The organism is Pantoea sp. USMM079, from assembly GCF_037153115.1.
In the GTDB taxonomy this organism is placed as follows: domain Bacteria; phylum Pseudomonadota; class Gammaproteobacteria; order Enterobacterales; family Enterobacteriaceae; genus Pantoea; species Pantoea communis.
Window position 1 is genome coordinate 248,318 of sequence record NZ_JBBCKX010000001.1, and the last position, 25,289, is coordinate 273,606.

At 53.3% G+C, this 25,289-nt stretch carries 29 protein-coding genes; 9 read left to right on the forward strand and 20 right to left on the reverse strand.

Annotated features, from left to right (window positions below):
• Positions 1-56 precede the first annotated feature (56 nt).
• On the forward strand, positions 57-305 hold the full coding sequence (locus tag WFP70_RS01085; protein ID WP_034824521.1) for a hypothetical protein: 249 nt from the start codon (positions 57-59) through the stop codon (positions 303-305).
• Positions 306-349: 44 nt separating this feature from the next.
• Here the strand turns inward: WFP70_RS01085 and WFP70_RS01090 are convergent, their stop codons facing one another.
• A complete protein-coding gene (locus WFP70_RS01090; protein ID WP_160868113.1) occupies positions 350-1,951 on the reverse strand; it encodes a methyl-accepting chemotaxis protein in 1,602 nt (533 codons plus the stop codon).
• Positions 1,952-2,073: 122 nt separating this feature from the next.
• Positions 2,074-3,474 carry a DNA (cytosine-5-)-methyltransferase gene (gene dcm, locus WFP70_RS01095; protein WP_337022378.1) on the reverse strand — a complete coding sequence of 467 codons (1,401 nt, stop codon included), beginning with the start codon at positions 3,472-3,474 and terminating at the stop codon, positions 2,074-2,076.
• Positions 3,475-3,601: 127 nt separating this feature from the next.
• On the opposite strand from dcm, the gene WFP70_RS01100 reads away from it, so the two are divergent.
• From WFP70_RS01100 to dgcQ, 6 genes are all read left to right on the forward strand, one after another.
• Positions 3,602-4,078 carry a very short patch repair endonuclease gene (locus WFP70_RS01100; RefSeq protein ID WP_337022379.1) on the forward strand — a complete coding sequence of 159 codons (477 nt, stop codon included), beginning with the start codon at positions 3,602-3,604 and terminating at the stop codon, positions 4,076-4,078.
• 70 nt (positions 4,079-4,148) lie between these two features.
• The gene (locus WFP70_RS01105; protein WP_034824504.1) at positions 4,149-4,424 is read left to right on the forward strand and encodes a hypothetical protein; all 276 of its coding nucleotides are present in this window, start codon (positions 4,149-4,151) and stop codon (positions 4,422-4,424) included.
• Between the two features lie 11 nt (positions 4,425-4,435).
• Entirely contained in the window at positions 4,436-5,347 is a 912-nt protein-coding gene (locus WFP70_RS01110) for a DUF808 domain-containing protein (RefSeq protein WP_034824501.1), read from the forward strand.
• A gap of 36 nt (positions 5,348-5,383) precedes the next feature.
• On the forward strand, positions 5,384-5,518 hold the full coding sequence (locus tag WFP70_RS01115; RefSeq protein ID WP_255253243.1) for a hypothetical protein: 135 nt from the start codon (positions 5,384-5,386) through the stop codon (positions 5,516-5,518).
• 180 nt (positions 5,519-5,698) lie between these two features.
• A complete protein-coding gene (locus WFP70_RS01120; protein WP_034824498.1) occupies positions 5,699-5,878 on the forward strand; it encodes a YodC family protein in 180 nt (59 codons plus the stop codon).
• Between the two features lie 131 nt (positions 5,879-6,009).
• On the forward strand, positions 6,010-7,662 hold the full coding sequence (gene dgcQ, locus WFP70_RS01125; protein ID WP_337022380.1) for a cellulose biosynthesis regulator diguanylate cyclase DgcQ: 1,653 nt from the start codon (positions 6,010-6,012) through the stop codon (positions 7,660-7,662).
• Here dgcQ and WFP70_RS01130 read toward each other — a convergent pair.
• The 3 genes from WFP70_RS01130 to yodD all read right to left on the reverse strand — a co-directional run bounded on the left by WFP70_RS01130 (position 7,659) and on the right by yodD (position 10,296).
• Positions 7,659-8,879, reverse strand: a complete 1,221-nt coding sequence (locus WFP70_RS01130) for a glycosyl transferase (protein ID WP_034824481.1) — start codon at positions 8,877-8,879, stop codon at positions 7,659-7,661. The genes dgcQ and WFP70_RS01130 overlap by 4 nt on opposite strands.
• A gap of 23 nt (positions 8,880-8,902) precedes the next feature.
• Positions 8,903-9,700, reverse strand: a complete 798-nt coding sequence (locus WFP70_RS01135; protein WP_337022381.1) for a mannosyl-3-phosphoglycerate phosphatase-related protein — start codon at positions 9,698-9,700, stop codon at positions 8,903-8,905.
• A 362-nt stretch (positions 9,701-10,062) separates the two neighbouring features.
• Positions 10,063-10,296 carry a YodD family peroxide/acid resistance protein gene (yodD, locus tag WFP70_RS01140; protein WP_039327762.1) on the reverse strand — a complete coding sequence of 78 codons (234 nt, stop codon included), beginning with the start codon at positions 10,294-10,296 and terminating at the stop codon, positions 10,063-10,065.
• A gap of 318 nt (positions 10,297-10,614) precedes the next feature.
• On the opposite strand from yodD, the gene WFP70_RS01145 reads away from it, so the two are divergent.
• Together WFP70_RS01145 and dsrB are read left to right on the forward strand one after the other, a co-directional pair.
• Complete coding sequence (locus WFP70_RS01145) at positions 10,615-10,773, forward strand: YqaE/Pmp3 family membrane protein (protein WP_034824466.1); 159 nt, start codon at positions 10,615-10,617, stop codon at positions 10,771-10,773.
• A gap of 67 nt (positions 10,774-10,840) precedes the next feature.
• On the forward strand, positions 10,841-11,035 hold the full coding sequence (gene dsrB / locus WFP70_RS01150) for a protein DsrB (RefSeq protein ID WP_160832784.1): 195 nt from the start codon (positions 10,841-10,843) through the stop codon (positions 11,033-11,035).
• A 76-nt stretch (positions 11,036-11,111) separates the two neighbouring features.
• Here the strand turns inward: dsrB and WFP70_RS01155 are convergent, their stop codons facing one another.
• From WFP70_RS01155 to fliF, 15 genes are all read right to left on the reverse strand, one after another.
• Positions 11,112-12,818 (reverse strand): methyl-accepting chemotaxis protein, encoded by a 1,707-nt coding sequence (locus WFP70_RS01155; RefSeq protein ID WP_097116788.1) that lies wholly within the window; start codon positions 12,816-12,818, stop codon positions 11,112-11,114.
• Positions 12,819-12,994: 176 nt separating this feature from the next.
• Positions 12,995-13,630 carry a transcriptional regulator RcsA gene (rcsA, locus tag WFP70_RS01160; RefSeq protein WP_058959884.1) on the reverse strand — a complete coding sequence of 212 codons (636 nt, stop codon included), beginning with the start codon at positions 13,628-13,630 and terminating at the stop codon, positions 12,995-12,997.
• A gap of 629 nt (positions 13,631-14,259) precedes the next feature.
• Positions 14,260-15,048: a flagellar biosynthetic protein FliR gene (fliR, locus tag WFP70_RS01165; RefSeq protein ID WP_034824454.1), complete on the reverse strand. Its 789-nt coding sequence runs from the start codon at positions 15,046-15,048 to the stop codon at positions 14,260-14,262.
• On the reverse strand, positions 15,048-15,317 hold the full coding sequence (fliQ, locus tag WFP70_RS01170; protein ID WP_034824451.1) for a flagellar biosynthesis protein FliQ: 270 nt from the start codon (positions 15,315-15,317) through the stop codon (positions 15,048-15,050). Before fliQ ends, fliR begins: the two co-directional genes overlap by 1 nt.
• 77 nt (positions 15,318-15,394) lie before the next feature.
• Positions 15,395-16,126, reverse strand: a complete 732-nt coding sequence (gene fliP / locus WFP70_RS01175) for a flagellar type III secretion system pore protein FliP (RefSeq protein WP_034825234.1) — start codon at positions 16,124-16,126, stop codon at positions 15,395-15,397.
• Positions 16,126-16,521 (reverse strand): flagellar biosynthetic protein FliO, encoded by a 396-nt coding sequence (gene fliO / locus WFP70_RS01180; protein ID WP_034824448.1) that lies wholly within the window; start codon positions 16,519-16,521, stop codon positions 16,126-16,128. Before fliO ends, fliP begins: the two co-directional genes overlap by 1 nt.
• 2 nt (positions 16,522-16,523) lie before the next feature.
• On the reverse strand, positions 16,524-16,931 hold the full coding sequence (gene fliN / locus WFP70_RS01185; RefSeq protein ID WP_034824445.1) for a flagellar motor switch protein FliN: 408 nt from the start codon (positions 16,929-16,931) through the stop codon (positions 16,524-16,526).
• Positions 16,924-17,931 carry a flagellar motor switch protein FliM gene (fliM, locus tag WFP70_RS01190; protein WP_034824442.1) on the reverse strand — a complete coding sequence of 336 codons (1,008 nt, stop codon included), beginning with the start codon at positions 17,929-17,931 and terminating at the stop codon, positions 16,924-16,926. Before fliM ends, fliN begins: the two co-directional genes overlap by 8 nt.
• Before the next feature lie 4 nt (positions 17,932-17,935).
• Positions 17,936-18,421, reverse strand: coding sequence for a flagellar basal body-associated protein FliL (gene fliL, locus WFP70_RS01195; protein WP_034824439.1), 486 nt, complete (start codon positions 18,419-18,421; stop codon positions 17,936-17,938).
• 130 nt (positions 18,422-18,551) lie between these two features.
• Positions 18,552-19,835 (reverse strand): flagellar hook-length control protein FliK, encoded by a 1,284-nt coding sequence (locus WFP70_RS01200; RefSeq protein WP_337022382.1) that lies wholly within the window; start codon positions 19,833-19,835, stop codon positions 18,552-18,554.
• Positions 19,832-20,275, reverse strand: a complete 444-nt coding sequence (gene fliJ, locus WFP70_RS01205) for a flagellar export protein FliJ (RefSeq protein ID WP_038646338.1) — start codon at positions 20,273-20,275, stop codon at positions 19,832-19,834. Before fliJ ends, WFP70_RS01200 begins: the two co-directional genes overlap by 4 nt.
• A gap of 23 nt (positions 20,276-20,298) precedes the next feature.
• Complete coding sequence (fliI, locus tag WFP70_RS01210) at positions 20,299-21,663, reverse strand: flagellar protein export ATPase FliI (RefSeq protein WP_045815130.1); 1,365 nt, start codon at positions 21,661-21,663, stop codon at positions 20,299-20,301.
• Positions 21,663-22,364: a flagellar assembly protein FliH gene (gene fliH, locus WFP70_RS01215; RefSeq protein WP_034824427.1), complete on the reverse strand. Its 702-nt coding sequence runs from the start codon at positions 22,362-22,364 to the stop codon at positions 21,663-21,665. The genes fliI and fliH overlap by 1 nt, the downstream gene beginning before the upstream one ends.
• A complete protein-coding gene (gene fliG / locus WFP70_RS01220; RefSeq protein ID WP_034824425.1) occupies positions 22,357-23,349 on the reverse strand; it encodes a flagellar motor switch protein FliG in 993 nt (330 codons plus the stop codon). The genes fliH and fliG overlap by 8 nt, the downstream gene beginning before the upstream one ends.
• Positions 23,346-25,067 carry a flagellar basal-body MS-ring/collar protein FliF gene (gene fliF, locus WFP70_RS01225; RefSeq protein WP_337022383.1) on the reverse strand — a complete coding sequence of 574 codons (1,722 nt, stop codon included), beginning with the start codon at positions 25,065-25,067 and terminating at the stop codon, positions 23,346-23,348. Before fliF ends, fliG begins: the two co-directional genes overlap by 4 nt.
• Positions 25,068-25,289 lie beyond the last annotated feature (222 nt).

Here is a 25,289-nt window from a genome sequence, read left to right on the forward strand (position 1 = left end):
CTGTTAACTTTCATCTTCTTCCGCTACGTTGTTGTAAATCAAAAGGGAGTATGAAGATGACCGAGACCGTTAACTTAACCATTAAAATTGACCCGGCGCTGAAAGAGCACATCAAACAGTTAGCCGCCGATAACCAAATCTCCATGAGTCAGGAGATCGTTAACCGCCTGCAGGCCAGTTTACATGCGGTTGAGCAACCGGCTGTTGATAGTCTGAATACCGAAGAAGCGGTGGCTGAACAGCTCTCCGCGTCTGAACTGAAGCAGGTACGTGCACTGCTGAAGAAAGGCAAAAAGAAAAAATAAGCGATAAAAAAACCCGTCATTGACGGGTTTTTTTATCTTTGTACTCAAGCGGCATCGACGCGGAATTGCTGTGCCCGCTGGGCGAGGCGATCAGAGAGTTCACGCAATTGCGTAGCCGAATTGACCTGATGGGCGTTGAGCGCTTCGTTTTGCTGTAGCTGATTACTCATCTCCACCACTTCGTGCGCAATTTTACTGACGCGGTGACTTTGCGCAGTGCTATTTTGCTGCAACTCATCGAGCTGCGTTACGACCCCCGAAACCGCACCGCTGATTTGTGTAAACAACACTTCCAGCGCTTTCACTTTGTCAAAACCATCATTCACATGCTGCTGAGTGTGCTGAATTAAACCATCAATCTGACGCGTTGATTCACCACTCTTTTGCGAGAGCAGCCCCATCTCTTTGGCGACAACGGAGAAACTGCGACCGTACGATCCGGCGTGGGCGGATTCAATCGCGGCATTCAACGACAGCAAACGGGTTTGCATCGACAGGCTATCCAGCATGCCCACAATTCCAGCGATATCACCCGAAGCTGTAACGATCTGCTGCATTTTGAGTTCCATATTGTCGACTTCCGTGGCGCAGTTGCGCATCAGAGCATCGGCTGACTGCGCCTCCTGCGTGGCCTGCTGCGAGAACTGCGCACCAATTTCGACTTCTTCAGACACGCGATGTAAACGCTGTGACAGATGGTGGAAGCTGGCATTCTGCGCCTGGTGTTGCTGCATCACCTGTTCATTATGCTGCTGCATATCTTCTGCACCCGCCGCCACGCTCACAGCAACGGTATTAATGTCGCTGACAATCTGCTGCAGACCGAAACGCATTGATTCGATCGACTGAAACAGCTGGCGCGTCTCTAAGCACTGGCGGCGTGGCGTATCATGACTCGGGACTAAATCACCGGTGGCAATCTGCTCCAGCTGCCGGTTGGCACGACGCAGCGGCAACAGCACGCCGCGCATCAACAGACTGGAGGCCAGCACCAGCAGCGCCATCAAAATGGCACTGACGATCAGCGACATGTTGCGACTCTGCTTTAGCGTACTGAGGGTATTTTGATTGACGCTGCTCAACTGATGGTTGGCTTGTTCAATCTCGCTGAACCAGGCATCGTTAAACTGCTGCTGGAATGCCTGCATCGGCACCATAAAGAAGGCATTGATGTCATTGGCCGCTAACCCTTTCAACTGCTCTTGCAAACCTTCCGCTAACATCGCAAAGCCCTGAGCCAGCGGACTGTCTGCTTTAGCATGGTAGGCGGTGAACAGTGCCTGCGCTTTTTTTAACGAATCATCAGAAGCGGCCGCCAGACTTTTCCAGCTATCGACTGATCCACTTTGCTGATCCTGCATTAAATAGATACCAGCACGGTGGCTGTTATCACTGGCGGTGAGCAATTCGATACGTGCTTTATCCAGCAGGGCCAATCTTTCCCGCAGTTGGTTGGCTTGCTGGAGTGACGTTTGTGTCTGGTTAACGTGATTGCTGAGCAGCAGTACGCCCGCGAACTGCAGGAGACAGAACAGCACGATAAACAGCAAAAACTGGTTACGAAGACTGGTGAGCCAAAGCGGCAAGCGCCAGGTAAGACGTGTACGTAAACGCAGCGGTAACGAGATTACAGAAAGGAGTGACATCTAACGCCCCCAAAAATAAAAAGGAGTATTGAGAGCGGGCGTGACAGTTTGGTGACAATAGACGCGTTTCAGCGCAAAACAGCATAATACGCGTCCCTAAAGGAAATTGTGGACCTGTGGCGCTAAGTGTTTTGGCTAAGATGTTGTTCGATAAGCGGCGAAAGTAACTGTGCCACAGCAGCAAAAACCGGGACCACCACTGAATTACCAAACTGCTTATATGCCTGGGTATCCGAAACCGGAATACGGAACTGGCTTTGTCCCGGTGCCTCAAATCCCATCAGTCGGGCGCATTCGCGCGGTGTTAACCGACGCGGACGCAGAGCCATATTGCTGGCGAGCTGGAAATCCGCTTCCCCCTGCGCCTGATCCCAGCCGCGGTCGATCAGGATTTCAGAACCGTCTTTATAGTAGCGCGCGGACAAGGTGCGGACACACACGTTGGGATTACAGGGATCGTTAAGGCCAAAGCCGAAGCCATTGCCTTTGGCTTTGTGCTTTTTGGCGTATTGATAGAGATAGTTCCACAGTGTCGGCGACAGGATGTATTTCGCATCTGGCGTCGGCTCCAGCAAGCTTTGCAGCGTGGGCACCTGCTGCGGATAGAGTTGAGAAAGCGCGCGCAACGAAAAACCGTCGCTCAATCCGGTGTCGCGGCGAATGCCGACCAGCACAATGCGTTCGCGATGTTGCGGCAGGAAATGGCGCGCATCCACCACTTTCGCATCGGGTGTTGCGCTGTCGGCCGCATCGGCAACGTCGTAGCCAAGTTCATCCAGCGTCGCCATAATGATGGCGAAGGTGCGTCCTTTGTCATGACTCTTGAGGTTTTTCACGTTTTCCAGCACGAAGAACGGCGGCTTTTTGGCAGCGAGAATGCGGGCAACATCGAAAAACAACGTGCCCTGCGCTTCACACTCAAAACCGTGCGCACGACCTAACGCATTTTTTTTACTGACGCCGGCCAGTGAAAACGGCTGGCAGGGAAAACCCGCCAGCAGCACCTGATGATCGGGGATGGTTTGATCGATGTGCTGATAAATCGCCTGTTCGTCAGTGAGTCCTGCGGGCTGCGTCACCAAACGAATATCGCTATTGAACTGGTGTCGTTGCGGATCGCTATAGTGATTGGCTTTATAAGTACGGACCGCTTCTTTATTCCATTCACTGGTGAACACGCACTGACCGCCAATTTGCTCGAAACCACGACGAATCCCGCCGATACCGGCAAACAGATCGACAAATTGAAATTTAGGCGCAGCGTAATGCGCAGGGCGCGAAGGCAACAACGCTTGCAGGCTGCTGACTTCATCGCTGGAAAGGGCAGGGACGGCGCTTTTGCCCTGACGAATACGATTCAGACGCGGCACGCTCCAGTCGCATCCGCCCGCCTCGGTTAAGGTTTGCACCACATCGCGTGCGGCATAGATATCGAGAACCTGCATTAACAGCGATGTGGCGTCATCCGAAGGGGCAGAAAATGAGGAGGGTGAAACCGTCGCGGCGGGATCGATAGCAAGCATGCGTTTTTCCTTAACAGTGAAGCCGCTATGCTATCACTCCTCGCGTCTTCACACACTTGTTGCGCGTGCCTTTCGCTTTCACGCCAAACCGCTAAAGTTGTAGAAGCCCCAATAAAAAGGAGACGCCATGGTCGACGTCCATTCGCAAGCTATTCGCAGCAAAAATATGCGTGCCATTCGCAATCAGGACACGGCGATTGAGCAGCGTATCGCGTTGATTTTGAAAGATCGTGGCTTCAACTATCGTGTACAAGATAAAGCGCTGCCGGGTCGGCCAGACTTTGTTTTGCCACACGAGCGGGCGATTATCTTTGTCCATGGCTGCTTCTGGCATCGCCATCACTGCTATTTATTCAAGATGCCTGCGACGCGTACTGAGTTCTGGAACGGCAAAATTAACAGCAACGTTGAACGCGATCGCCGTTATATCGGCCAATTACAACAAAGCGGCTGGAAAGTGCTGATAGTCTGGGAATGTGCGCTGCGCGGCAAATTGCGCCTGGAAGATGAGGCATTGATTGAACGACTGGAAGAGTGGCTGCTGGCTGCCATGCACAGTGGCGAAATCGATCATCAGGGCTTGCATCACTATCGTATTGAATAGCGTGCGATTGTTGCTTTTAGCCGCTATAACGGTTTAGATCTTCTCTTTCTCTGGGACGCGGAATCGAGCCATGAGCAGCATCAAACTGACGGTCAAACGCCTGTATCAACTCCGTGATGAGCGGATGGTGAACACCCATGCAACGGCACGCATTTATTTAGGCGAGCAACTGGTGGCCACCGAGGAGATCAGCGGAATGACGGAAAGTCCAGTCAGCAAATATGTGCACGCTGGCGATCTTGCCGGGCAAACACTTCGCGTCGAATGGGACTGTGCGGGCATCGCTGATATGTCAGTGACGGCGGTTGAGCGATGCCCCTGTTGTCAGGATCACGAACCGGAATAAGGATAACTATTTTGGCAGGAACCAGTTTACTCACGCTTCTGGATGACATTGCGACGCTGCTTGATGATATTTCAGTGATGGGCAAAGTCGCGGCAAAGAAGACCGCTGGCGTATTGGGTGATGATCTCTCACTCAATGCGCAGCAGGTCACCGGCGTAAAAGCCAACCGTGAATTACCTGTGGTCTGGAGCGTCGCAAAAGGCTCATTTCTTAATAAATTAATTCTGGTGCCGCTGGCGCTGATTATCTCGGCGTTTGCGCCCTGGCTAATCACACCGCTGTTGATGCTGGGCGGCGCTTACCTTTGCTATGAAGGCGTGGAAAAGGTGCTGCACAGCCTGAATCACGATAAGGCAGAAAGCAGCCCGGAGGCACGTCAACAGCGTCTGGATAAGCTGGCGCAGCAGGATCCGCGGCAGTTCGAAAAAGATAAAGTGAAAGGCGCTGTACGCACAGATTTCATTCTTTCTGCGGAAATTGTGGCAATCACCTTAGGGATTGTCTCTGAAGCGCCGCTGTTGAATCAGGTGCTGATTCTGGCGGGGATTGCGATTCTGGTGACGATTGGTGTTTACGGCATCGTGGCGATGATCGTGAAAATCGACGACCTCGGATACTGGCTGCGGGAAAAGTCCTCCACGCTGGCTCAGGCGACTGGCGGTGCGCTGTTGGCGCTGGCCCCCTGGTTGATGAAGGTGTTAACGGTGGTGGGCACGGTGGCAATGTTCCTGGTCGGTGGCGGCATTATTGTGCACGGTATCGCGCCGTTGCATCACGCGATTGAGGAATATAGCAGCGGCTTCCATGGCGTTATCTCCGCCTTGCTGAGCAACGGTGCCAATCTGGTACTCGGCTTTATCATTGGGTCGATCGTGCTGTTGGCGGTAAATCTGGTTGCGAAAGTACGCGGTAAATCGGTATAAAGCGCAGGAATTTATCAATCACGGGTCAGGAGAACGATGATGAACGACGATATGTTTGAATTTGATATCGATGCGCAGCTGGAACAGGCTGAAGCGAAAGCGGCTGAAAAAGCCAATGAAGTCCCGGCTGATATCAGCGACGAAGCGGACTGCGAAGGTTGCAAAATCTGATTTCCCACCCGGGAAAGTGTTTCAAAGCCGATAATAATTTTTATCGGCTTTTTTTATAAACAACATTTTACACTGCTTATTCCGATTTCGTCACAGTAATAACATTATCCTATAGGCGTAAATGGGGTGCAGCTGCTATAACTTTATCCGTTCATTCAACGGAAAAAGGGAGGGCGCGGTATGACCTTTGCGATCAGTGATGAAGTTCAGCACAAAGAGGGCGGACCCACGATGGTGGTGACCGGCTATGCCAGCGGAATGGTAGAGTGTCGTTGGTATGATGGCTACAGCGTGCGACGCGAGGCGTTCCGTAGTGACGAACTGAGTCACTTATCCGGAGCGCGCCAGCTGGCCAGCTAAGCGTGTGCGGGACGGTCAATCCGTCCCGTTGCGTTTTTACCTATCTGATTTTCCTTTGATCCCTGCCTGTACGACTTTTCTCCTGCTGACTACACTTTTCGCATCCGCCCTTTATCGAATAACTGTTGCCCATGCCCACTTCGCCTTTGACGCCACGCACAGGTAATCCTTTTTTGCCGGTGCATCTCTGCTTTCTGGCGGTCTTTTTGTTCTCTGCATTTCTTACCGTGCATGAAGCGATTGAGCTAAAAAATAACTATGAGGAGCGTCAGCGCGCACAACTGGCTGAAATCCAGAAAAACCTCGACAGCCGATTTCAGGAAAGCATCGATGAATTGACGTATTACGAGAGAATGCTCAACTATGCGTTGATGCATCCGCTGGATTCGAGTCAAACGCGCGAAGCCATTACCCGCTTTCAACAATTGCGCCAGCAAACGACCTGGCAGTTAAAGTTGGCCAGCCTGCGCAGTATGCCGTTGAATGGCGTGAGTGACAGTTGGTTAATGCGCGATCCCCTGCTGCTGCGCAACAGCGATCACATCAATGCGGAATTGCGCGCCGCCATGGAATTCAGCTTTATCATGCAGTTCAGCGACCCGGGACAGGATTTTCACTCACGCTTTTGGTATATCTCGCGCGCCGGTTTTTTTATCAGTTCAAGGCCTCCGCAAAGTCCGCAGGAGCTGATAGAAAGCTATACCACCATGACGGAGCGCCCCTATTTTCGCGATCAGGCACCGGATAATCCGCAGCGCGGTCGATTGCGCTGGAGTGAAGCCTATCAGGGTGAATTTAACGAAGGGTTAATGATGACAGTGAGCACGCCGATCGTCAGTCATGGTTACTGGTACGGTGTACTGTCGATGGATTTCACCCAGGCGCGGATACATGGGCTGATGGCCGAAGCACGTCACAGCTTGCTACAAGGCAAGTTGCTCATGGTGGACCGCTCGTTAAATGAAATCACTCGCTTGCATGCACCCAACGATGAGCCCTTGACGCCAGAACAGCAGGAGCGTCTGGAGAGCCAAATCCGGCAACTGCCTGGAGGTGTGATGCGCCTTGGCACCCAGTTTGCCAGCTGGAGCAAATTAAAGAATGTGGACGCGTATATCGTGAATATTCAGAGCCTGAGGCAGGGGATGTCACAGGAACTGGGCCGCGTATCGCTGTTCTTGCTCGGCATGTGGTTGCTGTTTGTACTGCTACTGCTGGTCGTGCATCAGGTCATTATTCGTCTGGTGCGCCGTATGGACGATCTCTCCGCCAAACTCACCTGGCGCGCCAATTATGACGGTATGACGCGGTTGCTCAATCGCAATGCGTTCTTTGAACAGTTTGTGGCGATCTCTGCCCGCAGCCAGCAGCAGCAAACGCCCCTCGCGGTGATTCAGCTGGATGTCGATCACTTCAAGAAAGTGAACGATACCTGGGGACATGCGGCAGGCGATCAGGCATTGATTCGGGTGGCGGGCGTGATTAGCCATACGCTGCGTAAATATGATGTGGCGGGCCGTATCGGCGGAGAGGAGTTTTGTATTGTACTGCCGGAAACTACGCTGGCGGATGCCAGTGCAGTTGCGGAACGCATCCGTGCGCGTTTAGCGGCAAAAACGATTCTGGTGAATGCCAGCACCACGTTCAGCGTCACGCTGTCGGCAGGCGTGACCGGTAGCGAAGAGCAGGGCGATTATCATGCCGAGAGCCTGCAAGCCACCGCCGATCGCCGCCTGTATCTGGCGAAAACCGGCGGCCGCAACCGCGTGGTGGCAGAAGATTAAACCTTGCCTTCGTTATCTTCCTCCACCGCCTGATAAATCCGCTGCAGGATATCCGGAAACGCCGATTGCACGCGGCTCCAGCTGGGAATGAAAGGTTTCTCATTGGGCCGCTCAATAAAGGATTGCCCGGCATCGAGTATCGCCTGGGTGAACATCTCGACCGCCGCTTCCTCAATATGCTGATCAAACTTCAGGCCATTCATTGTCGCTTCGTGGTTGTAGATCTCCATCATATCCAGCGCATTGCGATAATAAGTGGCTTTGAGCACGCGGAATGAGTCACTGGTGAGTGGCACGCCCATGGTCGCCAGCTTGCGCAGCAGCGACTGGACAATATCATTGCTCATGCGTTTCAGGCCGCCGGTGCCATCTTCTTCTGCCAATGGTTGATGTTTATGATCGTAGTTATCGGCAATTTCCACCTGACAGGTTTGTCGCGTGGTGTAGTTGCGATAAATCTCCGACAGCACGCCGATTTCCAGCCCCCAGTCGCCGGGAATCTTGATGCCGTTCAGCACATGGGTGCGCATGGCGAATTCGCCGGAAAGTGGGTAGCGGAAGCTGGTGAGGTAATCCAGATATTCAGAATGGCCATACACTTTTTGTAGCGAACGCAGCAGCGGGCCGACCAGCAAGCGACCGACGCGGCCATTGAGTTTGCCGTCCGCAACGCGCGCGTAGAACCCTTTGCAGAACTCATATTGGAAAGCTGGATTGGCAAGCGGATAGAGCAAGCGTGCCAGCATGCTGCGCTCATAGGTGACGATATCGCAGTCATGCAGCGCCACGCACTGGGTGCGATCCGAGGCCAGTGTATACCCGGTGCAGAACCACACGTTGCGTCCTTTACCCGGCTGGCTCGGCGACAACCCTTCTTTATCCAGTTCAGCATCCAGCGCTTTCAATCGCGGTCCATCATTCCACAGGATGCGATGGCGTTGTGGCAAACGAGAAAAGAACTCACGAGCAAACAGAAACTGGTCGCGGTCAGCACGATCGAGACCGATGACGATCTCATCCAGATAAGGCACTTTGGCCAGCTCATTGACGATGTTATCCAGCGCCGGACCTTCCAGTTCTGAGAACAGGGAAGGCAGGATTAGCCCCATTTTGCGTTTACGCGCGAAACGTACCATCTCTTTTTCCAGCGATTCAACGCTGCGTTGGGTGAGATTATGAAAGTTAGTAATGACACCATTTTGGTAAAAATCACTCATTTTCTCATCCTTAGGTCAGAGGGTTATTCGGGTTGCGCGAGAAAATAGTCCAGCCCTTCACGCCAGCCCAACGGGCCAGCATGCGCGGTGTGATAGACATTTTGTTGATCGCGGCGCGTGAGGATCACCGGGGTTTTACTGAATCCTTTAATCACTACGGCATAATCGACCTGCTCCAGCATCGGCACATCATTGGGGCCATCACCGAGGCCGAGGGTGGTCCGCTTCTCTCCACTGCGCTGTTCGAGATGCTGCTGCAGCTGCTGCAGTGCGATGCCTTTACCGCAGCCCGCGGGCATCACATGCCAGAATCGTCCCCCCTGGGTGAGCGCCAGGTTGTGTTCCGCCAGCGCCATACGAAAATCCTCCAGCTTTTCACTATCATCGCGCCAGAGTATGACTTCTGAAGCATCGCGCAGTCGGCTCTGGCTGGCTTCGGCCAGGGTTAATCCGGTGAAGCGGGCCACTTCCGCATCGCTAAAGTCGTGAAAACCGCTGAAGCGGAAAGTGGATTGCAGGGTTTTCAGAGAACGGCACAGCGCAAGATAGTGTTCACCCGGTTCCTCCGCTGCAATCTGCTCGCCATCAAAAGCGATAAACGCCCCGTTTTCAGCGATGAAAGGGGTACCGGAAAGACCCAGGCGTTTCTGTAAGGGGATCATTTCAGCGGCCGTTTTACTGGAACAGAACACCACGGGAATCGCCTGCTGTTTGAGGCGCTGCAACCATTCACTGGCGGCATCCCAGTTGTAATCATGATGATCCAACAACGAGCCATCGAGATCGGTCACAATCATCAGCGACGAGTTAAGTCTGAGCATCAACACACTCCTTACGCCAGGCGCGTCTGTAAAGCAGAGAGTAATCAGTATAATAGCGTTATGAAGATCACACTTTTTTGCGAGTCTGCTGCGTCAATTTCCAGGATAAATCTTAAAACAAAACGGTAACAATAAGGGACATGCACAGGTTGTGCATTTAAGAAACACAGCAGTCACACGGTGTTTTCGGTAACAAATGGGGAAGGTAATGCATTTTTGTTCGTTTTACACGCAAGATTGGGACTTGTCTTGTGTTGACTAAAGCGTAGTCTGACTCAGGTGTTAAGAATTTCCTGGTGTAACGAATTCACTGATTTATTTTACCCGGCCATCCCGCCGGGTATTTTTTTATGAAATCGATTTCAGCGGTTAACTTCAGTGATTGAGAAGTCACGGATATCGAGTTCGAATGCTTCAGCCAGTTCCGTGTACGAGTCATAAGCCTCACCATTCACTTTTACCCGATGAGCGTGTTCCGCTTCCATAAACTCTTTCACCTCGCCTGAGGTTTTCTTCTGAATCGCTTCCAGCAATGCTTCAACGTCAATGTTCACTTCGCGCTGCACGTTGTCACTGTACTCTTTTGCGGTTGTCATGGTCGGCCTCCCAGAGGCGATGAGATTCTTTATCAGTATAGACAACGGGAAGAATGGGCAGGAAAGGGCAGATTTCAGGCAAAAAAAAGCCCGCGCTGCGCGGGCAAAAATCCTTGTTACTTTTAGGTTGACTGCGCCTTTGGGGTTGGTGCAGTACGAAGAAGTGTACGGGCTACCCGCGTCAGAAGTCTCTCTGCGTACTGTTAAGAAAGTGAAAAGCCGCGGTTTGACAGAACTTTACCCGTCTGTCATCTCATCAATCGAATCTGCGGCTATGCTTAAAGCTTGACGATAAAGAAGTGATATCAGGGAGTTAGTATGGATTTTATTCGAATTGTGATTGCGATTTTACTGCCACCGCTGGGTGTATTTCTGCAGGTGGGCTTTGGCGGTGCCTTCTGGCTGAATATCCTGCTCACGCTGTGCGGTTATATCCCGGGCATTGTGCATGCAGTGTGGGTAATCGCCCGACGCTGATCCGGATCAGGCAGCCGCCATTTTCTTCCGTTACACTGTATTCAGGACAATATCTGGAGAGTAATCAATGCAGGTGAATGACCGCGTAACGGTAAAAACCGATGGCGGCCCACGTCGCGTGGGTACGGTACTGGCAGTCGAAGGTTTTAATGAAGGGACCATGTACCTGGTGGCGCTGGAGGATTATCCGCTGGGGATTTGGTTCTTTAATGAAAGCGACCATGCGGAAGGGGTGTTTGTTGAGCCCTACGAGCAAGCTTAAGACTGCATAAAAAAACAGGTGCACATAAGGTGCACCTGATGCATATCAACCCTGCCATCAATGACGGCGAGAGGGTTTAGAACGTTTCCCAGTTGTCATTACTGTTCGCCGCTGCCAATGCTGGACGCGGTGTCAGCGTCGGGGCCTTCAGGGTGCCTGATGAAGGTGCCATCACTCGCGATGCGGGTGAATCGTTAAGTTTAAATGCCGCAACGGCCTGTGTCAGACGACCCGCCTGATCTTCCAGCGAGGCTGCCGCTGAAGAGGCTTCTTCCACCAGCGAGGCGTTCTGCTGCGTCACGTTGTCCATCTCGGTAACCGCCAGACTCACCTGCTGAATGCCACGGCTCTGCTCATCGGAGGCGGCGGCAATTTCCGACATAATATCGGTGACGCGACGCACCGCCTCGACGATCTCACCCATGGTTGAGCCGGCTTCACCCACCTGATGTGAACCGTTATTAATCAGATCAACCGACTCGGCAATCAGCGTTTCAATCTCTTTCGCGGCCTGGGCACTGCGCTGGGCCAGATTGCGTACTTCGCTCGCTACGACGGCAAAACCACGCCCTTGCTCACCGGCACGCGCTGCTTCTACCGCCGCGTTCAGCGCCAGGATATTGGTCTGGAAGGCGATACTGTTAATGACGTTGGTGATCTCAGCAATTTTCTTCGAGCTGCCAGAGATATTGTTCATGGTTTTCACCACGCCATGCACCAACTCACCACCGCTACGGGCTTTACCGGAAGCATCCGCAGCCAGTTGACTGGCATGATGGGCGTTCTCCGCATTTTGCTTCACGGTCGCGGTGAGCTGTTCCATGCTGGCAGCGGTTTGCTCCAGCGCGGAAGCCTGCTCCTCAGTGCGTGAAGACAAATCGGTGTTACCGGCGGAGATCTCGCTGGAACCCTGATAGATGGCAACGGCGCCTTCGCGGACGGTGCCTACGGTACGCACCAGTGCGGCCTGCATCAGTTGCAGATTATGCAACAGGCTACCGATCTCGCTACGGCCATACGCTTGTTCCGGTGCGGTCAGATCGCCCTGCGCAATACGCTCAATACGCTCAACCGACTGACGCAGCGGGCTGATCACCACACGGCGGAGGAAGACGAAGGTGAGGAGCACCAATACCAGTGCAGCAGCAAAGGCCACAGCCATGGCAATAAAGCCGACGCGGGACTGGTGCGCAGCTTCCGCGTTGATCGCTTCGGCACGGTCAGTACGAATTTTTATCGCTTTCAGTAATACCGCGTTATACGCATCATCCAACTTGCGTGTCACGTCGGTTTCCTGCGCCACGATCCCTTCGAAGCTGCCTTGCTTAGCCGACTCAATCATCGGCTTCAATCCCTTGTCGATATAGTCATTGAATGCCGCGGTGAGTGGCGCATCCAGCGCGATATCCTCCGGCGTTTTCGCCTTGCGGTCCATGTAAGTTTTAAAACCGTCTCGTGCTTGCTTGATGCGGGTCTCCGTGCGCGCCAGATCGGCACGATAGCCGTCCATTTCACCGATGCGGGCAGCGGCGCCGGATTGCAGCACGTTCAGACGAGCGGTACGCAAATGGTTCGAGCTATTAGAGATGCCCATACGGATTTGAATTTCATCCGTCGCATCGTTGAGGGAATTATTACTCTGGATTAAAAAATAGCTGGCGAGGCCGATACACAGGGCAAAAAGCAGCAGAATGCCACCAAAGATCATGCTGAAAAGAGGCATCAGGCGCAGGTTCTGCCAGATGCTGAGCTTATATTGCTCATCAATCGATGCTGTTTTCATATCCTTGCTCTCATTTTGGGTAGGTGTTCTGAGAACAAGCATCGGCAGTTCAGGCTAAAGGATTAGGGGGCGAAGTGAGACCTGGCTCGCAGATCCAGGCAAAACGACAAAGGGCCAATCTGCGGATTGGCCCTTTGTCGGCTACGGCTATTTACTCAAACTGTTTACATGCAGGACTATCGCACGTTGACATAAATACCGGAGGTCACATTATCGGTCAGTCGCACCACATGATAAATAACCTGTTTATTATGTGTCTTAATTTTGCGTTTTATATTACCTTTGTGTGACGATACCGTTTTGGCTTTAATTTGCATCTTGTCTGAAATTTGAATGGTGTCATGTCCTGACATCCACATTTTCAGCATATTTGATTCAGTCTGACTTAATGTCAGTGGGTGAATATCCAGGCCTGCTGAAATACGCGGGGTAGCGCTGAGTTTCTTTTGCAAGTAAGTACCGAGCAGTGAATCCAGAGTCGAGGTTTTCACCGATTTTGACGTAATAATCAGGTTCTTACGAACGTAGAGGTATTCCTCAAAATGGATGTTCGAGATCGCCATAAAGATAAAAAATAGCGTATCTGGATGCTGCATAATAATGGCACGAATACGATCGCTGGAATCGGATTCATGAATGAAGCATTCTTCGTTAATAAATACGACACCAGGCTTTAACTGTTCACATCTTTGTTGCAGTTGTTCAATATCAGAGACCGGAGTAATATTTTTCTTTTTAACTCCTTTGGCCGACATATAGTCTGATAATCCCAGGCGTGTGTAGTTACATGAATCCATAATAATCGTTGGCATTATAGCGACCCTCACCAATTTGTTATCCGTTTAAATCAACGATGAATACGCGTTTGCGGTACGAGAGAGATTTCCAAAGACACTTTTTTATTCTGCTCGGCAGACTGGCGAATGATATCCGTGCGCCATCATGACTCTATCCCTGAACCCTTCTGCGAAGTTTATTGTGTTACTTCCACGTCACTCTTGTCCCCGCGATAGTGGGAATCGCCGGGAGTTTGCATTAAGTGTGTAATTCGCTCTGTTTTTGAGAGCCCTGTCACTATCGCGCAAGTCACAGACAAATCTGATAGGACAATTCTTAAAAACATTTGAATCGCGAAAGTGTGACGTTTCAGCGAGTGTTGACAATGCCGGAAAAAAGGGATTTAGACAAGAAAAATCGCTGTAAAATTTTTTTTGTTTAAAAACAGCCCTTTGAGCATTTATTCAACCAATTCTCAAGGTTTATCACCTTAGGAATCGTCTGACTAAAATACGCGAAGCGCCGTTTAATAAGAATAATTTTCACCTGAAATGCGCATTTATCAGAATAACCTCAGTTGATTTCTGAGAAATATGGTTCGAAAAATGCACAGATTGATTTTGAATACTTAACTATCGCATAAGAACTACTACAGAATGGTTAATCAGCGTGCGCGGGAGAGTTCTGACACAAACTGCGCGAGTAAATCAAAGACTTCGCCGAACAGATGTTCACAGAAGGGGGCGAGCAGCGGCATCATCATACCCAGGCTGAGGATCCCCACCGTTAAGGTAATCGGAAAGCCAATCGCGAAAACCGACAGTTGTGGTGAAACACGGTTTAACAAACCTAGTGCCATGTTTAGCGTGAGCAATAAAACAATTAAGGGCAGCGCTAACATCATCCCATTAAGGAAAATTAACCCGGCGGACTTCACCAGCGCCATAAAAGCATTGGCGTTGAGGGGTTGATCGTTAATCGGCAGGGTATGAAAACTGTCCACCAGCAGCGAAATCAGCCACAAGTGTCCGTTGAAGGTCAGAAACAGCAGCATGGCCAGCATATCGAGAAAACGCGCCAGCACGGGCATGTTAAGGCGGCTGCCAGGATCAAAGAAGGTGGCAAAGGATAAGCCCATCTGTAATCCCACGACTTCACCGGCCATACGCACGGAGGCAAACGCCAGTTGCATCGTCAGGCCAATCCCCACGCCAATCAGTAATTGCTGTAACAGGATCCAAAAACCGGCGGGGGTAAATAACGTGACTTCTACCGGAGGCAACACGGGAATGACGATCCAGGTCGTCAATACCGCGAGGCCCACTTTCACGCGCTTGGGAATGGATTTCTCACTCAGCACTGGCGCACTGGCAAAGAGTGCCAGCAAACGTACCATCGGCCAGAAAAATTGCGCGACCCAATGGACCAGCTGGCTGCTATCGAGGTTAATCATCAGCCGATGATATAAGGTAAGTTGGTCAACAGATTACGCATGTAATCCAGTATCAGATTCAGCATCCACGGGCCAGCAATCACTGCGGTCGCGGCAACGGCAAGGATCTTAGGAATAAAGGAGAGTGTCTGTTCGTTGACCTGCGTGGCCGCCTGTAACAGGCTGATGATCAGACCGCTGACCAGTGCCGCCAGCAACAGCGGGGCGGCGAGCATCAGGGCAATTCGCATTGCTTCCTGGCCGATGACCATAACCGATTCGGGTGTCATGCTGCGCTCCTGGCGTTATATGTTACGGCCTTCAGGCCGACCGGATTGAGAGTTGCCATCGACTTCCAGGTGTGCCGCTAGGAGTAGAAACTTTGTGCCAGTGAACCCACCAGCAGCTGCCAGCCATCCACCAACACAAACAACATCAGCTTGAATGGCAGAGAAATGGTCGCCGGCGGCACCATCATCATCCCCAGCGCCATCAACACGCTGGCAACCACCAGGTCGATGATCAGGAACGGGATGAACACAGTAAAACCAATCTGGAAAGCAGTTTTCAGTTCACTGGTGACGTAAGCCGGCAGCAAAATGCGCATCGGTACGGCTTCCGGACCTTGAATCGGCGCGGTGTTGGCAAGACGAGCAAACAGCGCTAAATCGGCTTCACGCGTCTGACGCAGCATAAATTCACGCAGCGGTTGAGCGCCTTTGTCGATCGCTACGTCCATGCTGATTTTGTCCTGACTGAACGGCAAATAGGCGTCGCTATAAATCTTGTCGAAGGTCGGCGCCATAATAAAGAAGGTTAAAAACAGCGCAAGGCCAAGCAAAACCTGATTGGGGGGGGCAGAAGGCGTGCCTAAGGCGTTACGCAGCAAACCAAAAACAATGATGATGCGCGTAAAGCTGGTCATCATCAGCAAAATGGCCGGAATAAAGGTCAGCGAGGTGATAAACACCAGCGTCTGCACCGGCAGTGACCAGCTCTGGCCGCCATTTGCCAGTGGCTGGCTGACCAGTCCTGGCAATTGCGCATGGGCAACCGGTGCCAGCAACAGCAGCGGCAAGAGGGGAAGCAATCGACGCATCATTGGGGTTTTCCGGGACGTTTAACCAGATTCTGGAACAGCTGACGAAAATCCTGCGGCGCTACGGTTTTGTTCACCAGCTCTTCAGGTGGCAGCGGCGGCAGCGAATGCAGATGGGTAATTTGCTGGGCGGTGACGCCCAGCACTAAACGCGCATCGGCGGTGTCAACAATCACCACCCGCTCCTGACGACCCACCTGCACGCTGGCGCTAATTTTCAGCGCCTGGGTGTTGACGGTTTTGGGCGCAAAGCCAAGGCGTTTTGCCAGCCAGCCACAGGCCAGAATCAGCAGAACAATCACTGCCAGTACGCTGCTGACTTGCCCAATCACCGAACCGGTAGAAACCACCGGCTGGCTATGAACAGGCTGGCCAATTTGCGCGTTCTTTAACATGCTTAACGGCTCAGACGACGCATACGTTCAGATGGCGTAATAATGTCGGTGATACGCACGCCATATTTGTCGTTCACGACGACGACTTCGCCCTGCGCAATCAGGTAACCATTGATCAAGATATCCAGTGGTTCACCGGCCAGGCCATCCAGAGCCACCACGGAACCCTGCGTCAGGCGCAGCAGCTCTTTGATGGTCATTTTGGTGCGACCCAGTTCCACGGTGAGTTTGACCGGGATATCCATAATCAGATCGATGTCTTGCAGCGAGCCACTGGCACCGTTGCTTTCAAACGATTTGAAAACGTTCTCGGTTGGATCAGGCGTGCTGGTGGTTGCCTGCTCGTTCATTGCCTCAGCCCACAGGTCGTCCGCAGAAATATCATCGGACGGTTTTTTGCTGTCACTCATCGGGCTGTTCCTCGTTCAGCGAATTCAAAATCGGGTTAATCAGGTGTTCAACACGCAGCGCGTACTGGCCATTCATGGTGCCATATTGGCTGGTCAGCACGGGTACGCCATCGACGTGAGCAATGATGCGGTCCGGCTTCTCAATGGGCAGGACGTCACCAGGTTTCAGTTGCAAAATACGTGACAGGCGCATGGATGTTTCCGCGAAGTGGGCAATCAGCTCCAGCTCCGAGTGCTGCACCTGTTTCACCAGATTGTCGCGCCAGTGCGTATCTTCCTGACGGGAGTTTTCCAGTGGTGGATTGACCAGCAGCTCGCGCAGCGGCTCAATCATTGAAAACGGAATACAGATATTAAATTCACCCACCAGATTACCAATCTCGACCTGGAACGGGGTGTTGACGACGATATCGTTCGGCGAAGTGGTGATGTTGGTAAATTTCACCTGCATTTCCGAACGGACGTACTCAACATCCAGCGGGTAAATCGCTTTCCAGGCATCGCTGTAACCATCCAGTGCCAGCTTCAGCATGCGACGGATGACGCGTTGCTCGGTATGGGTAAATTCACGGCCTTCCACTTTGGTCGGGAAACGGCCATCACCACCAAACAGGTTATCTACGGCGATAAACACCAGACTCGGTGAAAATACCACCAGCGCAGTACCGCGCAGTGGTTTCAGGTGGATCAGGTTCAGGTTGGTCGGCACCGGTAAATTGCGGGCAAACTCATGGTAAGGCTGAATCTTGATCGCACCGACACTGATATCCGGGCTACGGCGCAGCAGGTTAAACAGCGCCATACGAAAATGACGGGCAAAACGCTCGTTAATGATCTCCAGCGCCTGCAGACGCTCGCGCACCACGCGACGCTGAGTATTAGGATCATAGGGACGGATATCGCCATCGGTCCCTTTGGAACTGTTCTCTACTTCCGCGCTGTCACTGTCGCCATTAAGCAGCGCGTCAATCTCAGCCTGGGAGAGAATGCTATCGCCCATTAAATCACCTCAAAATGAAGGCGGTAAACAGCACGTCACTGACCACCTGTGGCGGTTGCGTTTTTACCAGCGGTGGCGCCAATGCCTGTTTGATCTGCTCAACCAGGGCCTGCTTACCTTGTTCTGTGGCAAGCTGAGCGGCACTTTGACGCGAGAGCAGCAGCAGTAAACGGCTGCGCACCTCAGGCAGGTAATCATTCAACCGACGACGGGTATCCTCATCCGGCAGACGCAGGGTAAAGCCTACGTACAACACACGGTCGGGATCGTTGTCAGGATTGACCAGGTTAACCGTAAACGTATCCATTGCAAAAAATACAGGGGCGGCCGGTGGCTCTACTTTCGCCGCTTCCGGTTTGTCATCCCCGTGTTTATTCATCATTCGCCAGACTGCATAGCCTGCCACGCTGCAAGCGGCCAGCGTTACAATCAGTAACACCGGTATTAGTAGTGAACGTTTGCGGCCTTTAGCTTTCGCGTTATCAGACATGTTTGCAGTTACTTCCTGTGAATTATGGGCAAGCCTCTCGGCTCGCCTGGACAGATTATCCCGCGTCTTAAGTCAAACAATGGGAAGAAAAGACGCGGGTTTTACGCTTACCTTCAGCGTTTAGCCGCTGTCAGGCAAAGATATCGACAGCGCCATTACCTGTCGCGCGCGCCTGAAGGGCTGCCGGGACGGCAATAGGCGTTATCTCATTTTCACTGTCCTGGGAGAGGGTAAAGCTGCCGTGCTGGCCATCACGACGTCCTTCCTGCTGGCCCTGATAATTCTGGCTTTGTGCGAAGGCGTCGCTGCTGACATTACTCTGTCCCAGGTTAATACCGCTCTCCGCCAGCGCTGTACGCAGCTGAGGGAGAGCCGCTTCCAGCGCGGCCCTCACTTGGCTGTGGCTGGAAACCATACTTAACTGCGCCTGATCCTTGTCGAGGGTCAGGTTGATCTGGATAGCACCCAAATCTTCGGGATGTAAGCGCAATTCGGCATTTTGCTGACCGTTGCGACTAAACATCACGATTTGCTGGCTTAACGCCTGCTGCCACTCATTGCTGCCGAGTTGGGCATTCAGCATCGGCGTCGACGGAGTGGTGCTGGTCGTCGCCGTGCTGTTGGTCAGTGTGCTACTGCTGCTGACCGGGGCGCTGGTTAATGCTGTTACCGTGTCGCTCTGAGTATTACGATGTTCTTCCGGTTTGCTGAGCGTGCTCAGCACCTGCTTAAAGCTTTCATCCAGTGACAGTGCGCTGTTGCTGTTACTGCTGCTGGCCGTGGTGCTGGCGGCAGCGGCACTGCTACTGGCTGTCGTTGTACTGACATCACGGCTGACACCGCTCAGCACATCGCTGGATTTCTTATGAGGCGTACTGTCGGACTGTGCCTCTTGTTCATCTTTCACGGCGTTCTGCAGCGTTCGGCTTAACAATGATCCGTTTAGCGTAGTCTCTGCATCGGCAGAGGTTTTATCCGTGCTGGCGCTGACGGCGCTCTGACTGTTTCGCGCTTCAACCGCAACCGGTAACATCGCGAACAGTGCCTGCACATTCTGTAAGTCGCTGGCACTTAACGAACTTGCTTCAGACTTGTCTTTATCATCGGCTGATTTCAGCGTGGCTTTAGTGTTTTCCGGTTGTAAAAGTGCGTTTAACGCCTCTGGTTTGTCCAGTGCCTGCAATAACGCGCTTAATGACGCTTTTGTGACGCCTTTTTCATCGACTTCTGCTGTCAGATCAGTCGATTGCGTGTTAACACCTTGTTGCTGAGCCAGCGTCAGTAAGCGGTTACCCAGTTCAGTGATAAATCCCTGTGGCAGCGCATCTGTACCCAGTAAATTGTCCGATGCTACAGCACTGTCTGCATCGCTGACTTTAGAGGTTTGCGTAACCATAGTTGGCAGCGTAATCATTCGCCTCTCCTCATAGCGGCCCGTTGGGCAAATTCATCCATCCGTTTCTGATCGAGACGGTTTTCTTGTCGTAATGCGTTTTCGGCAGCGCGAGTGATCAGTGTTTGATACGCATTCAATCGCTTATGCTTTTCTTGCCAGCTGCTCAGCGCCTGATCCAGACGTTGATTCCACTGATTCAGCTGTTGCCGATGCTGTTCAATGGCTTTCTCCAGCGTCTGAATAAACTGGTGGTAATTGGTCCAGCGCAGGCTGGAAATACCGCCTGACATATCGGTGTTGAGCTTATTGCGGTACTCATCCTGATAGTCGAGCAGCATGGTGAGCTGCTCATCCGCCTGCTTTACGCCACGGCGCATGTCACCTAAATGAATCACGGCCTGTTCCAAATCCTGCTCCGCCATATCGCGCAGCTTATCGATTGCACTGGCAGTTTTCATGGCTTACCTCGCTTGGGCTCGCGCTAGCCGAACATGGCCTGCAGGTGCAGACTGGCGTCGTCATAGTCGCTGCGTTCGAAAATACCCTGTTGCAGGAAGGCTTCCATCTCCGGGTAAAGCTTGATGGCTTTATCGAGCATCGGATCGCTTCCAGCGGCATACGCGCCTACACTCACCAGATCGCGGTTGCGCTGGAAACTGGAGAGCAGTTGTTTGAACTGACGCACCCGCGCGTAGTGGGTGTCATCAATTAACGCGGTCATCGCACGGCTGATTGAGGCTTCAATATCAATCGCCGGATAGTGACCGGCTTCGGCCAGACGGCGCGACAATACAATGTGACCATCAAGAATGGCGCGCGCCGAGTCGGCAATCGGGTCTTGCTGATCGTCACCTTCGGTAAGCACGGTATAGAAAGCCGTAATCGAACCGCCGCCGTGGGTGCCGTTACCGGCGCGTTCCACCAGGGCGGGGAGCTTCGCGAACACGGAAGGTGGATAACCTTTGGTGGCCGGTGGCTCACCAATCGCCAGGGCGATCTCACGCTGAGCCATGGCGTAGCGGGTGAGGGAGTCCATGATCAGCAGCACGTGCTGGCCGCGATCGCGAAAATCTTCCGCGATGCGTGTAGCATACGCGGCACCCTGCATACGCAGCAGCGGCGAAACGTCAGCCGGTGCGGCGATCACCACCGAGCGCGCACGGCCTTCTGCGCCGAGGATGTTCTCAATGAATTCTTTGACTTCACGGCCACGTTCACCGATCAGGCCAACCACAATCACATCGGCTTTGGTATAACGCGCCATCATGCCAAGCAACACCGACTTACCGACGCCGGAACCCGCAAACAGGCCCATACGCTGACCCCGTCCGACAGTCAGCAGGGCGTTGATCGCCCGTACGCCGGTATCCAGTACATCGTGGATTGGCGTACGTTGCAGTGGGTTAAACGGGGCGGTGATCAAGGGCGCACGATAGCCGGTATCCGGGGCAGGTAAACCATCCAGCGGTTTGCCTGCGCCATCCAGCACGCGGCCGAGCAGTTCTGGCCCAAGCAATAGCTGTTTACCGCCTTGTGCGTTGTCACCGCTAAAACGGGCATAAACGCGCGCACCCGGCAAAATGCCGTCCACTTCTTCCAGCGGCATCATCAACAGTTTCTGACCGTTGAAACCCACCACTTCACTTTCCACTTCAGTGATGTTGTTGCCGTCGTGACGTTCGATGATGCAGGTCGCACCGAGCGGCAGTTGCAGCCCGGTGGCTTCCAGTACTAAACCGGTGGCACGGGTCAGACGGCCATAGCGGCGCACGGTTTGCACCTGCGAAATACGATCCTCGAAGGCATCGAGTGCGCCAAGCCAGCGGGAAAGACGCGACGAGGTCATTACAAGGTCCCCGGTGCGGCCAGACGGCACAGTTCCTGCCAGCGGGTTGCCACGCTGGCATCGAGATCACCATCTTCGGCGCTGAGTTTACAGCCGCCGGGATGCAGTGAATTATCCGCCAGCAGTTTCCAGCCGTGCAGATCCAGCGTCGGGCCCAGTGTCTGCTCAATGCGCTGTAAATCATCAGGATGTACACGCAGCTGCGGTTTGCCGCTGAACATGGGTTCTTGTTGAATCAGTTGCTGAATCTGGCGCAGCAGGGCGGTGCCATCCACTTGTGTGGCCTGGCCAATGACCGTGCGCGCCGCTTCCAGGGCCAGCTGCATCAGACGTGAAGCGATGACGCTATCCAGCGCTTCCAGCGTGTGATGGAACTCAGTGACTAACTGCTGCATGCGCGCTTGTAAGGGCGCCTGCTGCTGTTGGGCATCGGCGAGTCCCTGCTGGAAACCGGCGTCGTAACCGTTCTGCTGTGACTCGGCAAAACCCTTTTGATAGCCTTCGCTGTAACCTTGCGTCTGTGCATCTTTGCGCATCTGCTGTTGCATGCGCTCCAGCATCTGCTGTTGCTCAGCTTCGGCACTCATTTCGACATCCACAGCCGGCTCTTCCTGCGGCAGTTCTTCCGCCACTTTGAAGGTGCTGCCTAAATCATCAGGCTGCCAGCGCTGCCACGCACGGGCGGAAAAGGCATCAGACATAAGTTTCCTCGCCACCACCAATTACCATTTCGCCGGATTCTGCCAGGCGACGGACCACCAGCAGAATCGCTTTCTGTTCGTTCTCCACGGCCGACATACGCACCGGACCACGGTTGGCCAGATCGTCGCGCAGGATATCGGCTGCACGCGCTGACATGTTCTTGAGGAACTTCTCGCGCAGCGGCTGTTCGGCACCTTTCAGGGCGATCAGCAACTGCTCGGACTCCACTTCCTGCAGCAGGCGCTGGATGCTGCGATCGTCCACTTCCACCAGGTTTTCGAACAGGAACATCTCGTCGATGATCTTCTGTGCCAGCTCGCCGTCGAAGTCGCGTACCGCTTCGATAACCGCTTCTTCCTGCTGCGTTTTCATCAGGTTGATAATTTCGGCTGCGGTTCTCACGCCACCCATCTTCGCACGCTTGAGGTTGGTGCCATCCAGCAGACCGTTCAGGACTTCGGTCAGTTCTGCCAGCGCCGCTGGCTGTACACCGCCGAAGGTGGCGATACGCAGCATCACGTCGTGACGCAGGCGTTCGTCGAACAGCGCCAGAATATCCGCGGCCTGGCCACGTTTGAGGTGCACCAGGATGGTGGCGATAATCTGCGGATGCTCGTCGCGGATAAGGTCGGCCGCTGCCTGAGGTTCCATAAAGTTGAGTGTTTCCATGCCGCTGGTGGTCTCGTTTTTCTCGAGAATATCTTCCAGCAGGCTGGAGGCGCGCTCCTCGCCCAAAGCTTTCACCAGCACCGAACGCAGGTAGTCATTGGAGTTGAGGCTCAGCGCAGCAAACTGCTCGGCATCCGCCTCAAACTCGCGCAGCACTTCGGTTAGCTGCTTGTGCGACACCTGACGCATTCCCGCCATCGCGGCGCTCAGGTGCTGCACTTCACGCTGGTTGAGGTGTTTGAATACCTCGGCCGCACGTTCTTCGCCAATGGTCATCATCAGAATGGCGCTTTTTTCAGTACCGGTCAGACTCATAGTTCTTTACTCATCCATTCGCGGATAACCAGCGCTACAACGCGCGGATCGTTTTCAGACATATCGCGGATGCGTTGGCTCATCACCTCGGCGCTCATGCGGTTATTTGATTTACGCTCTTGATCCAGCTCATCTTTGCTGAGCTGCACGCTATAAGCTTCTTCAGATTCCAGCGCTTCCGCACGCGCTGCCGCTGCTTCTGCTGCCGCTTCTTCCTGCGCTTTCTTACGCATCAGCTGTGGACGCACCAGCTTGCGATACAGGATGAAGGCAACCAGCGCCACCAGCAGCCAGCGACCGCCGCTCATCAACATGTCGAAGAAAGCTTGCGACTGCCAGAACGGCAGGTCACCGCCAGTCGGCTCAGTGATGTTGAACTGCGAGTTCACCACGTTGACGCTGTCGCCACGATTCTGCGAGTAGCCCATCGCTTCACGGGTCAGGTCTTCAATCTGTTTGATCTGCTGATCGTTCAGTGCAACGGCTTTGCCTTTGCCGTCATCACGGTAGTTCACCACCACGGCCACCGACAGACGCTGCACATCGCCCACATTGACCTTGGTGTGGCGAATGGTGCGGTCCAGTTCGTAGTTCACGGTGTCGTTACGGCTTGAGCTGCTCGGGCCGCTGCTTTGCTGCGTGCTGGTGGTGGTGCCGTTGTTGTTTGCCGCGTTGTTCTGGCCATTCGCATTCTGGCCGTTGGCATTTTGCTGCTGCGGATTGTTAACCGGTGCAGTATTCGCAGGGGCAGGTTGATTCGACAACGCACCGGGCACGCCACCTGGGTACGGGCTGCCATTCTGCTGGTTGGTATTGGTCTGACGCGAGCGAATCGCCGTGCTGTTCGGATCGGCGTTCGGTTTGTACTTCTCGTCGGTTTGTTCGCTGCGGTCAAAGTTGATCTGCGCTGTCACCTGCGCATGCACGTTGCCCTGGCCAACGATTGGATTCAGGATGGCTTCGATACGCTGCTGATAACGCGCTTCCACTTCAGACGCGTACTTCAGCTGAGCATCATTCAGGTCACGACCTTCGCTGTCAGAACGGGTCAGCAAACGACCGGCCTGATCCACCACGGTCACGTTGCCAGGCGGCAGACCGGCGACGCTGCTCGAAACCATATGCTGAATGGCCTGAATCTGGCCTTCATCGAGTGCGCGACCCGGTTGCAGGTTCAATGTCACGGAGGCCGAAGGCGCTTTCTGCTCACGCACGAACAGCGTGGGTTTTGGCATCGCCAGATGCACGCGCGCGCTCTTGACCGGGCCGAGCGTTTCAATGGTGCGGGCCAGCTCACCTTCCAGCGCACGCTGGTAGTTGATCTGCTCGCTGAACTGGCTGATGCCGAACTTCTCTTTGTCCATCAGCTCAAAGCCAACAGAGCCACCTTTCGGCAGCCCCTGTTGCGCCAGGCGCAGACGCAGTTCATGTACCTTATCGGCAGGCACCATCAAGGCACCGCCGTTTTCGGCGAACTGGTAAGGAATGTTCATTTGCGTTAGCTGGGTAACAATCGCGCCGCCATCCTCATCGGAGAGGTTGTTATAAAGGACGCGATAGTCAGGGGCTTTAGCCCACAGCACCAATGCAAAAACCACTGCGATAGCGGCAGCGGCAGCAACAATGATTGGAATTCGCGGATTGGCGCGCAGGCGAGCCAGAAGGTCATTGAAACCTTTCTTTGCGGTATCTTGTGTGGCGGCTGCACTCGCATTCATGACCGATTCCTGCCTGACATAATTGACCGGGTTAGTTGTGGTGACAAAACAGACTCCCTGAAGCAACGTCTTAAATGAAATTCCAATCTTATGGCTGGCATTATTGATGAATCGGGTCACTTCGATGGCTGGATAAGCTGGGTTTTTTACGTTTATTTAGCGCCTTTGTCCTATTGACAGTGTGTTAACTTTTGCAGCGTGAAAATTTAAACCCTTCTTTAA